The sequence below is a fragment of the Nonomuraea sp. NBC_00507 genome (genome assembly GCF_036013525.1).
Lineage (GTDB): Bacteria > Actinomycetota > Actinomycetes > Streptosporangiales > Streptosporangiaceae > Nonomuraea.
The window spans coordinates 12,662,960-12,675,865 of the sequence record NZ_CP107853.1; the positions used below are offsets into that span (position 1 = coordinate 12,662,960).

The window sequence follows — 12,906 nt, forward strand, 5'->3', positions numbered from 1 at the left end:
TCGTCATCGGCAGGTTTCCATCGCGGGTTGCTCCAGCTCCGGTTTGAAGTCAACCTTGCCGAAATACTTGGCGATGAGCTGCTTGAGCTGGCCGCTGCTGTAGAGGTCGGCGATGATGCCGTTCACCGCCTTGCAGGTCTTCGCGTCGCCGTTCCTGACGCCCACGGCGTAGCGCTCGTTGCTCAGCTTGGCGCCGAGGATTTTGTAGCGGTGATTCTCCCGGTTGGCGAAGCCGGCCAGGATGAGGTCCTCGCCGGGGATCGCGTCCACCTCGCCGCTCCTGAGCTTGTCCATGCAGATGGCCATGTCGGCGGCGGGCACGGGCTTGACCTTCACCCGGTCCTGGACGTCGCCGACGGTCGGGCTGTTGGGGGCGCAGATCCTCTTGTTCTCGAGGTCCTCGAGCGCGTCGATGCCGCTGCCGGCCAGAACCATGACGTCGCGGTGCGCCACGTAGTAGGGGCCCGCGAACTCGGTCGGGCCCTTGTCGACCGCGAAGGTCGCGACGACGAGATCCATCCTGCCTTCGGCCAGCCCCAACGACCGGTCGTCCCGGCTGACCCTGACGAACTGCGTTTCCGTGGCGCCTAACCCCGCGGCGATGCGTTTGGCGATCTCGATGTCGAAGCCCTGGAAGTCGTCGCCGTCCTGCAGTCCGATGCCGGGCAGGTCGCCCTTCACGCCGATCACGATCTTCCCGGTCTGCGCGACCTTGTCCGCCACCGAGGCGAACGAGCGCGTGGGCTCCTGGGTCGGTTCGGGCTCGGGCTCCTCCTGGAACGCGAGCGGCGACCAGCCGTTGAGCGCCAGCGCGAGCGCCGCGGCGGCGACCAGCACAAGCGCGGTGCCGAAGGCGATCCACACCTTGGCGCGGCGGCGCCGCGGCGGCCCTGACGGCTCGGTCGCCGGGTTCGGCGCCCGCCTGGCGTCCGGTGGCGCGGACCCGCCTCCGTGCCCGCCGGGCATCATCGACACGGCCCTCTGCCCCGTGACGGCCCCCTGTCCCGTCACGGCCCCCGGGCCTGAAACGGGTGCTTCTTCCTGAGCCGCAGGGCCGGTCTGGGACGGCACCAGCGAAGCGGAGCCCCTGTCGGTGATCGATCCGGCCGACACCCTCATGAACGGCGTGGTGTCGTCGCTGGCGACCTGCACGCCCCGGGTCAGCACGGCCGTGGACGCCCCCACCCCGGTCGACTGCCCGAGCAGCCGCAGCAGGATCTGGTCGGCCGACGGCCGCTCCACGGCCGCCTTGGCCAGCGCGGAGCCGACCACGCTGCGCAGCGGCTCCGGCATCATGCCGACGTCGACCTCATGGTTGAGAATGCGGTTGAGCACGGTGGCGATGGACTTGCCCTCGAACACGGCCTTCCCGGTCGCCGCGAACGCGATGGTCGCGCCCCAGGAGAACACGTCGGTGTAAGGACCGATGTCGTCCCCGGCGATCTGCTCGGGCGCCATGTAGGCGGGCGTACCGATGGCCCGGCTGGTGATCGTGCCCGTGGAGTCGATGATCCGGGCGATGCCGAAGTCCACCACCCGCGGCCCGTCGGCGGCGATCAGCACATTGTCGGGCTTGAAGTCCCTGTGCACGATGTGCGCGTGGTGGATGGCGGTGAGCGCGGTCGCGGTGCCGATCGCAAGCCGGTCGAGCGCCGTGCCGGTGAGCGGCCCGTCGGTATCGACGATGTCCCTGAGCGACCGGCCGTCGATATATTCACTGGCGATGTACGGCGTGTCGCCGTCGAGATCGGCCTCGATCACCCTGGCCGTGCAGAACGACGCCACCCGCTGCGCCGCCTTCAACTCCCTGGCGAAACGCGACCTCGCGATCGTGTCACCGGTGAACTTCACGTGCAGCAACTTGATGGCGGCGCGCTCGCCCTCGTCGTTGACGCCCAGGTAGACGATGCCCTGACCACCCTCCCCGACCCGTCCGGACAGCCGGAATGACCCCAGGTGAGTGGGATCACCGGCCATCAACGGCGAGATCTGCGGCATTCGTCATCCCCACGTTTACATCAACCCCAACGACGCAAACTTTACGACGCTCAGCAACCTCTCAGGGTTTCGTTAACCGTTCGTGAGGTCACAAATTGCCTCCCCTGTCAGAGCCGGAAGTCAAGTGGCGCCCCCTTGCGCGCGCGGCCGATCACGGGGAGGCTCGAGATCATGGACCGTCCCTACGACATCGTGCTCTTCGGCGCGAGCGGGTTCACCGGCGCGCTCACGGCCGCCTATCTCGCCGGGGCCGCGCCTCCCGGCACGCGGTGGGCGCTGGCCGGACGCGACCGCGCCAAGCTGGAGCGGCTCGGGCTCGACGTGCCGGTCCTCATCGCCGACGCCGCCGACCCCGCCGCGCTGGCCGAGCTCGCCCGCCAGACGCGGGTCCTGGTCACCACCGTCGGCCCGTACGTCACCCACGGCGAGGCGCTGGTCGCCGCCTGCGCCGAGGCCGGCACCCACTACCTGGATCTGACGGGCGAACCCGAGTTCGTGGACCGGACCTACCTGCGCCACCACGATCAGGCCGCCAGGACTGGCGCCAAGATCGTGCACGCTTGCGGTTTCGACTCGATCCCGTGGGATCTCGGCGTCCTCCACACCGTCAGCCTGCTCCCTGAAGGTGTCCCGCTGGCCGTCAGCGGCTTCCTGCGGGCGAGCATGCGCCCGTCGGGCGGCACCCTGGCCACCGCCATGACCATGTTCGGCCGCGCCCGTCAGATGGCCGAGGCCGCCGCGCAGCGCCGGGCCGCCGAACCCCGCCCGAAGGGACGCAAGGTGAGCTCGGCCCCCGGCGGGCTGCGGTACGTGGGCGGATGGGCGTTGCCCATGCCCACCATCGATCCGTTCATCGTCGGCTACTCGGCCCGGCTGCTCGACCGCTACGGCCCGGACTTCACCTACCGCCAGCACTACGCCGTCAGAACGCTCCCGCAGGCAGCGGCGACGGCGGCGGGCGCCGGCGCGTTCGCGGCGCTCGCGATCATCCCGCCGGCCCGCCGCCTGATCCAGAGCCGGCTGCGGCCGGGCGAGGGCCCCTCGCCCGAGCGGCGCGCGAAGAGCTGGTTCAAGGTCACGTTCCTGGGCCAGGGCGGGGGCGAGCGCGTCGTCACGGAGGTCGCCGGCGGCGACCCCGGGTACGGCGAGACCGCCAAGATGCTCGGCGAGTCGGCCCTGTGCCTGGCCTTCGACGAGGTGCCCGACCGCGCGGGACAGCTGACGACGGCCTCGGCCATGGGCCGGCCGCTCATCGACCGCCTACGGCGCGCGGGCATCACCTTCGACAGGCGGGCCGGCTAGTACGGCAGGCTCCACTTGGCGAACGACTTACGCAGGTACGCCCCCTTGAACTTCGGGTACGCCACCGTGCTGGGATCCCCGTCGGACGTATACCGCATGTCCGGGTTGTTCTTCAGCCAGTCCAGCCAGGCCTGCGAGCAGAACTGGGCACAGTCGCCCTTCTTCTCCATGACCTTGATGCGCGGGATGCCGGCCGGGTCGTACGCCTTGCTGAACGGCGCGGGAGCCGGCGTGTAGCCCGCCAGAAAAGCGCCCTGGTGATCGTAGTGCTTGCCGCGCATGGCCCAGTCCTTCTTGCGCGGCTGGTTGCCGTACGGCAGGGCGATCGTGGCCGGCTTGACGTAGGACAGCGAGGTGATCTGCTGGCCGATCGTGCCGATCTGCTCCTCGACCTCCTCGTGCGAACGCGTGCGCAGGTCGAAGTGATCGCGCGTGTGGTTGCCGATGTCGAACCCGTTCTCCTTCAGCCAGAGCAGCATCTGGGCCTGCTCCTCCCGGCCGGTCTTGCCGAACATGTCGCGCGTCACATAGAACGTGGCGACCGGGCGGAAGCCCGGATTCTTGGCGGCCACGTCCTTCAGGATCGCCACAGCCGTGTCCTTCTGCGGGACGCCCATCTGGTTCAGCGTGAGCTGCGAAGGTGAGGAGTCGTCGAAGGTCAGGACCACAGGGTGCTTGCCGGCCGGGATGTCTATCTTGCCGGTCACCATCTCGGCCGCCGTGATCGGCACATAGCCCTCCTTGGCCAGCCGCTCGAGGTCCGCGCGGAACTGCTGAGGCGTGCGGTCGTCGGTCGTGGCCGGCTTCTCCACGACCCGGTGGAACATCAGCACCGGGATCTGGCCCAGTTCGTTCGCCTTCGCCTTGGCGGCGGCCTTGGCCTTGGCGGCCTTGTCCACCTTGGCCTTGGCGGCGGTGGTCGCCTTGGTGTCCGCCATCTTTGTGGTGTCGGGCTGCGAGTCGCACCCGGTCAGGAGCACAGCGGCGGCGAGCACCCCCAGCCCACTGGAAATACGCAGTCGCATTTGAACCCCCCGAGACGCGTACGACTGATTACGAGGGGGCTCATACCCAGGTGATCAACTACGGCACGCCGCCCCAGTGTCAAGACATGGGAAAGGGCCGCACGTCGGCGGCCCTTTCGGCGAGAACGATCCGGTGCGAGTGGAGACGTCGGTGACATCCAGGCATGCGCCGCGGGAGCCCTGCTGCGATTCGGGGGATGAGATCAGCGGAGGCGGAAGGTCGCCACGCCGCCGGAGGGAAGCTCGTAGGAAAAGTTCGTGCGACCCATGGAGACGTTGAAGCGCTGGCTGCCGGCACCCCAGTCGTCGTTGACGGCCAGGAGGTAGACGGAGCCGTCGGGGTTACGGAAGGTCACGCCGATGACGGATCCGGCATAGGAGGAGGTGCCCAGGCGGACGGCTCCGCGCTTGATGAACTTGCCGGCGTGGCCGAGGACGTAGTACTCGGCGGTCGGGGTCGCCTTGCCGGTGGCGGGGTCGATGGTCACGACGCCGAAGCAGGTGGCGCAGCCGCCGTTGTGGGGGCCGCCGGCGGGGTCGAGCGCGAGGTTCCAGGAGATCACGGTGGACGCCCAGTGCCGCGTTCCCCATACGGTGAGCTGCCGGGTCTGCCAGTGCAGGGTGTCGGCGAAGGTCGTCGCGGGGTTGGCAGACCGGCTGCCGGAGCATTCGGTGAGGAGGATGTCCTTGCCGGGGTAGGCGTCATGCGCGGCCGACATGCGGTCGGGGTCGCCCGCGTAGCAGTGGAAGGCCAGCCCGTCGATCTCCTTGGCGGCCTGCGGGTCGGACATCAGGGTCTTGACGTACTCGGGGTCGGCCGGGTCGTCGGCCGGTCCGGAGTCGTTGGGGTGCAGGCTCCAGTTGTGGTCGTAGCCGAGGATCTGCGTGTCGAGGCCGGCCGCGCGCAGCTTGGGCCCGAGTGCTTTGATGACCGCGGCCGACTCATCGGGCCGCAAGTCCATGCCCGGATAGCCATCGGGGTTGCGGTTCTGCGGCTCGTTCTGCACGGTGAGCGCGTCGACCTTCACTCCTTCGGCCTTGTACGCCTTGACGTACTTGACCAGGTAGTCCGCGTAGACGTCGACGGCTTCGGGCTTGAGCCTGCCGCCGATGAGTGAGTCGTTGGTCTTCATCCAGGCGGGCGGCGACCATGGCGTGCCGATGATCCGCAGCCCTGGGTTGATCGCCTTGGCGAGCCTCAGCAGGGGCAGGATCTCCTTACGGTCGTGGGCGATGGAGAAGTGCTTGAGGCCCGGGTCGGTCTGCCCTGCGGGCATGTCGTCATAGGTGTAGTGCGGTCCGTTGACGAAGTCGGAGGAGCCGATCGGCTGGCGCAGGTAAGACAGGCCGAGGCCGCGGCTCCCTGGGCTGAACAGCGAGCGCATGATCTCGTGCTTGTAGGGCGAGGTGAAGATCAGATGAGCCGAGGAGTCGGTGAGAGACGCACCGAAGCCGTTGATCTTCTGGTAAGTCTCGCCCGGGTTCACGGTGATGGTCGGCGCGGCGGGGTCGGCGGACCGGAGGAGATCAGTACGGTCGGCCAGCAGGTTCCGCTCATCACCAGTGGTCAGCCAGACCTGGGCAACGGGCTTGGCGTTGGCGTCGGCCGGGGGCACGACGATCGTGGTGCTCGCCAGAAGGGCGGCGCACCCTAGCGCTGTCTTCTTCACGTTGCGTTCTCCTCCATGAGGGTGGACCCGCCGATCAGGCACAGATCGGTGGACGCAGGCGCGGCGATGTGCTCGCCGTCGAAGCGGATCGAGGCGGAGACGGCCGACCCGAGATGGCTGTTGGTGGCCTTGACGAGGTGGTCGTCGAGTCGGCCCGCGACGACACGCAGGACGGCCGCGCCACCCCTGGCCGCGACGATCTCGATCTGATGGGTGCGGCCCCGGTGGCGGAGTTCCAGTTCGATCAACGGATCGGAGTCGTTTTGGACCAGGACGGTCACATAGCAGACGTCATGGTCCGGGTGGATCCGGAGGTAGGCGTCAGCCACGCCGGACAAGACGGTGACCCCGTCCTCCGCGGAGAGGTCGGCGGGCGCGGTGCGGCGCAGCGCGTCGGCGAGGATGGTGCAGGGTCCGCCGTGCTCGTCGTATAGGGGTTCCGTGCCCTCGAGGTGGACGTGTCCACCGGCGGCCAGATGGGCGGCGAGCTTCTCTTGGACTGCGCGGTGCATGAACTGCCCGCCGTGGAGAGCGATCCGGTCGTGCCCGGCCAGGTCGGCGTGCTCCAGATCGACGATGCGATAGTCGTGGCCGGCGGCGCGCATCCGGTGGTGGAAGTCCAGCAGCGGGCGTCCGCACTGCTCGGCAGCGCCGGGCGACCAGGCGCCGATCGCGGCGTAGGGGGTGTAAAGGCCCCAGGTGGCGTAGGTGACGGGAACGCCTTCGAGGTACTCCGTGCCGTGGAGTGTGAAGTAGTCGGCGAGCATCTTCACGGCCGCGGCCTTGGCGGTGGGCCTGCCGTCGCCGTCGATCGGCGGGCAGTCCGGGTAGGGGGCCGACAGGACGGCGTCGAGCGCGGGTGTCCAGTCGGTGGTGGCGATCGCGGTGTAGATGTTGAATCCGGTTGCACCGGCCGCCAGGGCGAGGAGGGTCTGGTGGAAGCTGGTGGCACCTGAGGCGTAGGCGGTGTCGTACAGCTTGGAGAAGCCCCAGTTCTCCTCCATGTTCGGTCCGGCGGCGCGTTTGGCGGCGATCACGTAGCGGGCGTGGGCGGACCGGTCGGCGGAGACCACGCCCATCCAGTTGGTGAAGCCGTACTGCAGGCCGTTCCAGGTCTCCGGCCGGACGCGGGCGAGCCAGGAGTCCAGGTCGCCGTCGTCGCCCGCGGGCGGGTTGAGGTTGAGCACGACCGGGACAGGCGGGGCGAACGCGTCGGTCCAGCGGCGCAGCACCTCCTGCAAGTAGGCGGTGTGGAAGCGACCCCAGTCGACGTGCTGGAGCGGGGTCGCCGGGCCGCGTGGTGGCTCGATCTCCGCGAGGGTGGTGTACGCGGTGCCGTGCCGTGCGTTGTACCCGGCGACGTCTCCGTACTCGCGGGCCAGGACGGTGCGGAAGAACTCCAGCCCGGACGTGCTGTAGTCGTAAGCCGACAGTGGGCGGGCACCGTTGGTGAACAGTCCTTCGTTCCCGATCTGGCTCCCGATGATCGGCCCTGCGGGCGTCACCAGGTCGGGGGTGAACAGGGCTTGGCCCGCGTCGCGCAGCCACCGCTCGGCGAGCGCCGCGAAGCGCGAACCGAGGGGGGCGGGAAGCGGCCACGGGACGGCGCTGCCGTCGGCGTCGAGTTCGGATCCCGACCATGTGGCAGGAGCTCCATCGGCGTCCAGCTGCGGCTCGATCGCGGGATCGGCGAGGGGGCATACCCAGTCGGGCAGGCCGCCGTAGTTGAGCTCGGCGTGGACGAACGGGCCGGGTTTGACGATGACCTTCAGCCCGAGCTCACCGCAGAGCCGGACGAAGTCGACCGCGTCGGTCAGGTCGGGCGGTGCGGCGGCGTCGGGCTGGTGGTGCCGCCACGGGATGTAGGTGGTGACCACTTTGACGCCGGTTGCGGCGACGAGGGTGGTCAGCCGGTCGCGCCATACCTCGGGGCGGTCACGGAAATACGGATACTCGGCGGTGATGAGCAAAGGGAGGCTCCGATTACTTGAGTCCGGTGAACTGGATGCCGTCGAGAATGCGGCGCTGGAAGATGAGGAAGATGAGGATCACGGGCATGACCGCGACGACCGCTCCCGCCATGACGAGGTGCGGCTGGGCGACCCGGCCCGAGGCGAGCGCTTGGAGGGCCAGCGGCAGGGTGTACTTCTCCTGGTCGCTGAGGATGACCAGGGGCCAGAGCAGGTCGTTCCAGTGGAAGATGAACGCTGTGATCGTCACGACCGCGAGCGCCGGCCGGGCCATGGGCAGCGCGATGCTCCAGAAGATCCGCAGCCGGCTCGCGCCGTCCATCATGGCGGCCTCCTCCACCTCCTTGGGGTGGGTCAGGAAGAACTGGCGGAGCAGGAAGATGTCGAACGCCGAGACCAGGCTCGGGACGATCAGGCCGGTGAGGCTGTCGGCCATGCCGAGCCACTGGGTGACGTAGACCTTCGGCACGAGCAGGGTGACGCTTGGCAACATGATCGTTGTCAGCAGCGCGGCGAACAGCCGGTCCCGCCCGGGAAAGGGGATGCGGGCGAAGGCGTAGGCGGCCAGTGCCGCGCAGAGCACCTTGAGCGGGATCAGCACGGCGACGACCAGGACGCTGTTGAGGAATGCACCGCCGAAACCGCCCAGCTCGAAGACCTCGGTGTAGCTGGCCAGGGTGCCTGCCCACTGGCCGTCCTCGGTGGTCGGCAGCAGGTGCGGGGTGGAGGTGAACACGTCCTGCGGCTGCTTGAACGAGGTGGCGACCATCCAGGCGAACGGGGCGAGCGCGACGAGCGAGCCGGCTACCAGGAGCAGGAAGGCCAGGACGCGCAGCGCGGCCGGGGCGCGCCGTCCCGACCGGCTCTCCGGGCGTCTGTGACCCACCGGAGGACGGGTCCGTTCGGCTAACAGGGTCATGAGGCGGCGTCCCTTCGGCTGAGGCGGAACTGCAGCGCCGTGATGAGCAGGGTCGCTATGAACAGCAGGAACGACATGGCACTTGCCGCTCCCATCTCGCCGTCCCTGAACCCTGACACGTACAGCTGCAGCACGTAGGTAAGGCCCGCCGACTCCGGTCCGCCGATGTCCCTCCCGAAGAGCACGTAGACGACACCGAACATCTGGAGGGCGAAGATGATCCCGGTGACCGTCAGGTAGAAGGTGGTGGGGCGCAGCAGCGGGAGCGTCAGGTGGAACAGTTGCGCGCGCCGGTTCGCGCCGTCGATCTCGGCGGCCTCGTACAGGTTCCGTGAGATGCCTTTCAGTCCGGCCAGGAAGATCAGCATCGCGGTGCCCGATTGCCAGGCGGCGATGAGCACGAGCGCTGGGACGACCATTTCCGGGATGCCGAGCCAGTCGGGCCCGTCGATCCCGATCAGGCCGAGGGCCTCGTTGATGAGGCCGAACTGCGGGTCGTACAGCCACCGCCAGATCGCGGCGACGGCGGCTTCGGCCGTCACGACGGGCAGGTAGAACGCGAGCCGGAAGAAGCCCTGCCCGCGCCGGACCGCGTCGATCAGGTAGGCCTGGACGAACCCGGTGAACAGCGCGGCCGGGACGGCCAGAACCGCGTAGAGAAGAGTCACCCGGACCGAGACCCAGAAGTCGGGGTAGAGATCGCGGTCGAAGAGGATCTCCTGGTAATTCCGCAGGCCGGTCCAGCGGGGTGCGGAGGTCATGTCCCATTCGGTGAAGCTGAGGAACAGCGCACCTGCGGCGGGAACCGCCATGAAGACGATCGTGTGCAGGACTGCCGGGGTGACGAACAGCCAACCGACGAACGCGTCGGAGCGGGCGCCCTTTCGGGCGCCCGCCTGCCGTATCAGCTCCATCCGAGGACCTTGGTGGCCCGGGTGGCGGCAGCGTTCAACGCGTCGGCGGGCGATTTGTCACCGTCCACGCCCTCCTCGATGGCCTTGGCCAAGACGTCGTCATTTACCTTGATCCACTCAGTGAGCGCGGGGCGGGGGCGTGCCGACTCCAACTGCTGGATGACGATCTTCATGTCGGGGTCGCCGGCCAGCGCCGAGGTGGCAGCGGCCTTCTTGTTGACGGGGAAGTTGCCAGTGATGTCGGCGTACTGCGCGTTGTGCTCCGCGCTGGACAGGAACTTCAGCCACTTCCAGGCGGCGTCGGGGTTGTCGGCCTTGCTGAACACGACGCCGTTGTCGCCGCCTATCGTGGAGGCCTCCTCCAGCTTCTTCGGCAGCAGGGAGACGCCGAACTTCAGCTGGGGGAACTGCTCGCGGATGCCCAGGACGTCCCAAGGGCCGGAGAAGGTCATGGCGGCCAGGCCCTTCTGGAACGCCTGATCGGTATTGGTGATCTTCCTCGGGGAGCTGGCCAGCAGCGTGCGCCACAGGCCCAGCGCCTCCTGGCCTTGAGGGCTGTTGAAGGTGATCTTCTTGGCGGTCTCGTCGGCCATCGTTCCGCCGGCCGACGCGACGAAGGCGGGGAAGATCCAGGCGCCGAAGCCGTCGCCCTTGGGCAGGGAGACCCCGGCGACGTCCGGGTGCTCGCGGTGGACCTTCTCGGACGCGGCGATCAGCTCGTCCCACGTGGTCGGCGGGGTCTGGATGTACTGCTTGTTGTAGAAGAGCACCACCGTGGTCTGCTGGAGGGGGATGCCCATCAGCTTGCCCGCGACCTTGTTGGTGCCGAGGGCACCGGGGTAGTAGTCGGCCTCGTCGATCGTCCCGGCGGGGACCTCGGCGAGCTGTCCACCGCCGGCGAACCTGGCCATCTGGGGCTGGTCGAGGTAGCCGGCGTCGGGGACGCCGCTGCCGTTGAGCGCGGTGGCGAGCTTGGTGTTGTAGTCGTCCTTGGGGATCTCGGTCAACTTGATCTTGATGCCGGGGTTGGCGGACTCGAAGTCCTTGGCCAGTTGCTTGACCTTGACGGCCTGGTCGGGCGTCGGCTGGTAGTACCAGAAGTCGACCGTCTGCGTCGCGGCCTCCTGGCCGCCTTCGCCTCCACAGGCCGTCGCCGCCAGGGAGACCGCGAACAGGGCTGCGGCCATTCTCATCGGTGTTCTCATCTGGGATTCCTGTGGTTCGGGGCGGATCAGGAGTACAGGTTGAGCTCGTGGATGGACCACCAGTTGCCGGCCCAGCCGGTCTGGACGATCCGCAGGTAGCGCTTGGTCTGCGCGGGGAAGGACACCGTGGTCGTGGCGGCACCGGTGCCGGAGGCGATCGCCGCGCCCCACGACTGGGGGTCGTCGGAGGCGTAGACCTGGAAGCCGCGAGGCTCATCGCCGCCTGCGGAGGTGAAGCGCAGGGTGGAGAAAGTGCGGGCTTGGCCGAGGTCGACCTGGAACCACTGGCCGTTGGTCTGGGCCTGCCCCGTCGACCAGCGGGTCGACTCGTCGCCGTCCAGCGCACGAGCGGGCGCATCCTCGGCGGCCGACACCGAAGCGGTGGCCGTCCAGCCGGTCCGGCTGAGCATGCCGCCGGGGGTACCGGACGGGGCGGGCCAGGTGTAGGTGGCCATAGAGCGTGCCGGGAGGCTGGAGGCGAAGGTACGGTCGTTCTCCGTGACGGAGAAGGGCTGCGCCGAAGTGGTGGTGTTGAGGGCGACGAGGACACGGGAACCGTCGGGGTTGACGAAGGCGACGTTCTGGACCTCGGCGGAGCTGGTGGAGCCGACCCTGACCGCGCCCGGCTTCACGAACCTGGCGGCGTGGGAGAGGACGTAGTACTCGGCGTTGCGGGTGTACGTTGCGCCGTTGATCTCGACGACGCCGTTGCAGCGGTTGGAGCAATGGCCCTGGTGCGGACCGCCTGACGGGTTCAGGGCCAGGTTCCAGGTGATGGTGGACTCCCCGCCGTTGCGGGCGTTCTGGATGAACAGGTTCTCCGCGTGCCACATCAGCGTGTCGGCGAACGTGGCGGCGCTGTCGGCGCTGTCGGTGCCGCTGCACTCGGTGAACATGACCCGCTTGCCGGCGTTGACGACCTGCTGCTGGGCGGAGACCTGTCCGCCGTAGCAGTGGAAGGCGGCACCGACCAGGCGGGGGAGGTTTCCGACTCTCGAGAACACGTCGAGGGGGTAGTCGGGACGATCCCAGTTGTGGTCGTAGGCCCAGATCCGGGTGTTGAGCCCCGCGGCGGTGAGCTTGGCATCGAGCAGCTTGATCAGCTCGGCCTGCTGCTCGGACGACATGGCCATCGACGGGTAGCTGGTGGGGAACAGCGGCTCGTTCTGGACCGTCAGGTCGTCGACCGGGACGCCCGCGGCGCCGTACGCCTGCACGAACTTCACCAGGTAGTCGGCGTAGGTGGCGACATACTCGCTCTTGAGCGAGCCGCCGTTGAGGTTGTTCGAGTCCTTCATCCAGGCCGGCGCGCTCCATGGGGAGCCCATCACCTTGAGCACCGGGTTGAGCTGCCTGGCCTGGCGGACGAGCGGCAAGATGTTCTCGATCTCGTCCCGCTGGACGCTGAACCGCGACAGGGTCGGGTCGGCGGCGCCGTCATCGTAGGTGTAGAAATCGGCGGTCCGGTTGAAGTCGGTCGCGCCGATCGGCTGGCGCAGATAGTTGAGGCCCGCCGTCTGAAACAGATCGGCCATCAACGCGTTACGCCGGGCCGTCGGCATGGCCGCGATCAGTGAGGCGGAGGCGCCGGTGATGGAGGCGCCGAATCCGGCCATGGTCTGGTGGGTCTCGGCGGGGGACACCACCACGTTCCGTGCCAGAGCGGGGGCACCGAAGGCGGTATCAGGCTGTCGGGCCAGCTTGGCGGCCCCGTCCGCCGTGGTCAGCCAGACCTGGACGGCTGGCGCCGCCTGAGCCGACGTGGTGTGGAGAGCGAGGGTGCCTGCTAGCACACAGCCGAGTGCCGTGGCCGTGGCGAGGCTTCGGCGGAGATGCATGATGCTCCTCCTTCGATGGGGGGTGAGGGAGAACCTGGATGAAACAAAATGAAACATTTCTGTAA

Annotated in this window: 9 protein-coding genes; 1 reads left to right on the forward strand and 8 read right to left on the reverse strand. The window is 68.4% G+C overall.

What is annotated here, in order from left to right:
- Positions 1-3: 3 nt before the first annotated feature.
- The gene (locus OHA25_RS59700; RefSeq protein WP_327585589.1) at positions 4-1,998 is read right to left on the reverse strand and encodes a serine/threonine-protein kinase; all 1,995 of its coding nucleotides are present in this window, start codon (positions 1,996-1,998) and stop codon (positions 4-6) included.
- Positions 1,999-2,169: 171 nt separating this feature from the next.
- Between OHA25_RS59700 and OHA25_RS59705 the strand changes: the two genes are divergently transcribed.
- Positions 2,170-3,300: a saccharopine dehydrogenase family protein gene (locus OHA25_RS59705; protein WP_327585590.1), complete on the forward strand. Its 1,131-nt coding sequence runs from the start codon at positions 2,170-2,172 to the stop codon at positions 3,298-3,300.
- Here OHA25_RS59705 and OHA25_RS59710 read toward each other — a convergent pair.
- The 7 genes from OHA25_RS59710 to OHA25_RS59740 all read right to left on the reverse strand — a co-directional run bounded on the left by OHA25_RS59710 (position 3,297) and on the right by OHA25_RS59740 (position 12,841).
- Complete coding sequence (locus tag OHA25_RS59710; protein WP_327585591.1) at positions 3,297-4,325, reverse strand: polysaccharide deacetylase family protein; 1,029 nt, start codon at positions 4,323-4,325, stop codon at positions 3,297-3,299. The genes OHA25_RS59705 and OHA25_RS59710 overlap by 4 nt on opposite strands.
- A 203-nt stretch (positions 4,326-4,528) precedes the next feature.
- Positions 4,529-5,995 (reverse strand): glycoside hydrolase family 30 protein, encoded by a 1,467-nt coding sequence (locus tag OHA25_RS59715; protein ID WP_327585592.1) that lies wholly within the window; start codon positions 5,993-5,995, stop codon positions 4,529-4,531.
- Complete coding sequence (locus OHA25_RS59720; protein ID WP_327585593.1) at positions 5,992-7,965, reverse strand: beta-galactosidase; 1,974 nt, start codon at positions 7,963-7,965, stop codon at positions 5,992-5,994. Before OHA25_RS59720 ends, OHA25_RS59715 begins: the two co-directional genes overlap by 4 nt.
- A 13-nt stretch (positions 7,966-7,978) precedes the next feature.
- Positions 7,979-8,851, reverse strand: coding sequence for a carbohydrate ABC transporter permease (locus OHA25_RS59725; protein WP_327585594.1), 873 nt, complete (start codon positions 8,849-8,851; stop codon positions 7,979-7,981).
- A gap of 29 nt (positions 8,852-8,880) precedes the next feature.
- Positions 8,881-9,798: a carbohydrate ABC transporter permease gene (locus OHA25_RS59730; protein ID WP_327585595.1), complete on the reverse strand. Its 918-nt coding sequence runs from the start codon at positions 9,796-9,798 to the stop codon at positions 8,881-8,883.
- Positions 9,789-10,991 carry an ABC transporter substrate-binding protein gene (locus tag OHA25_RS59735; protein WP_327585596.1) on the reverse strand — a complete coding sequence of 401 codons (1,203 nt, stop codon included), beginning with the start codon at positions 10,989-10,991 and terminating at the stop codon, positions 9,789-9,791. Before OHA25_RS59735 ends, OHA25_RS59730 begins: the two co-directional genes overlap by 10 nt.
- A 38-nt stretch (positions 10,992-11,029) precedes the next feature.
- Entirely contained in the window at positions 11,030-12,841 is a 1,812-nt protein-coding gene (locus OHA25_RS59740) for a glycoside hydrolase family 30 beta sandwich domain-containing protein (protein ID WP_327585597.1), read from the reverse strand.
- Positions 12,842-12,906: the final 65 nt, after the last annotated feature.

Coding starts and splice junctions, on each gene's coding strand:
- OHA25_RS59700 (WP_327585589.1), bottom strand. CDS start 1,998: ATGCCGCAGATCTCGCCGTTGATGGCCGGTGATCCCACTCACCTGGGG.
- OHA25_RS59705 (WP_327585590.1), top strand. CDS start 2,170: ATGGACCGTCCCTACGACATCGTGCTCTTCGGCGCGAGCGGGTTCACC.
- OHA25_RS59710 (WP_327585591.1), bottom strand. CDS start 4,325: ATGCGACTGCGTATTTCCAGTGGGCTGGGGGTGCTCGCCGCCGCTGTG.
- OHA25_RS59730 (WP_327585595.1), bottom strand. CDS start 9,798: ATGGAGCTGATACGGCAGGCGGGCGCCCGAAAGGGCGCCCGCTCCGAC.
- OHA25_RS59735 (WP_327585596.1), bottom strand. CDS start 10,991: ATGAGAATGGCCGCAGCCCTGTTCGCGGTCTCCCTGGCGGCGACGGCC.
- OHA25_RS59740 (WP_327585597.1), bottom strand. CDS start 12,841: ATGCATCTCCGCCGAAGCCTCGCCACGGCCACGGCACTCGGCTGTGTG.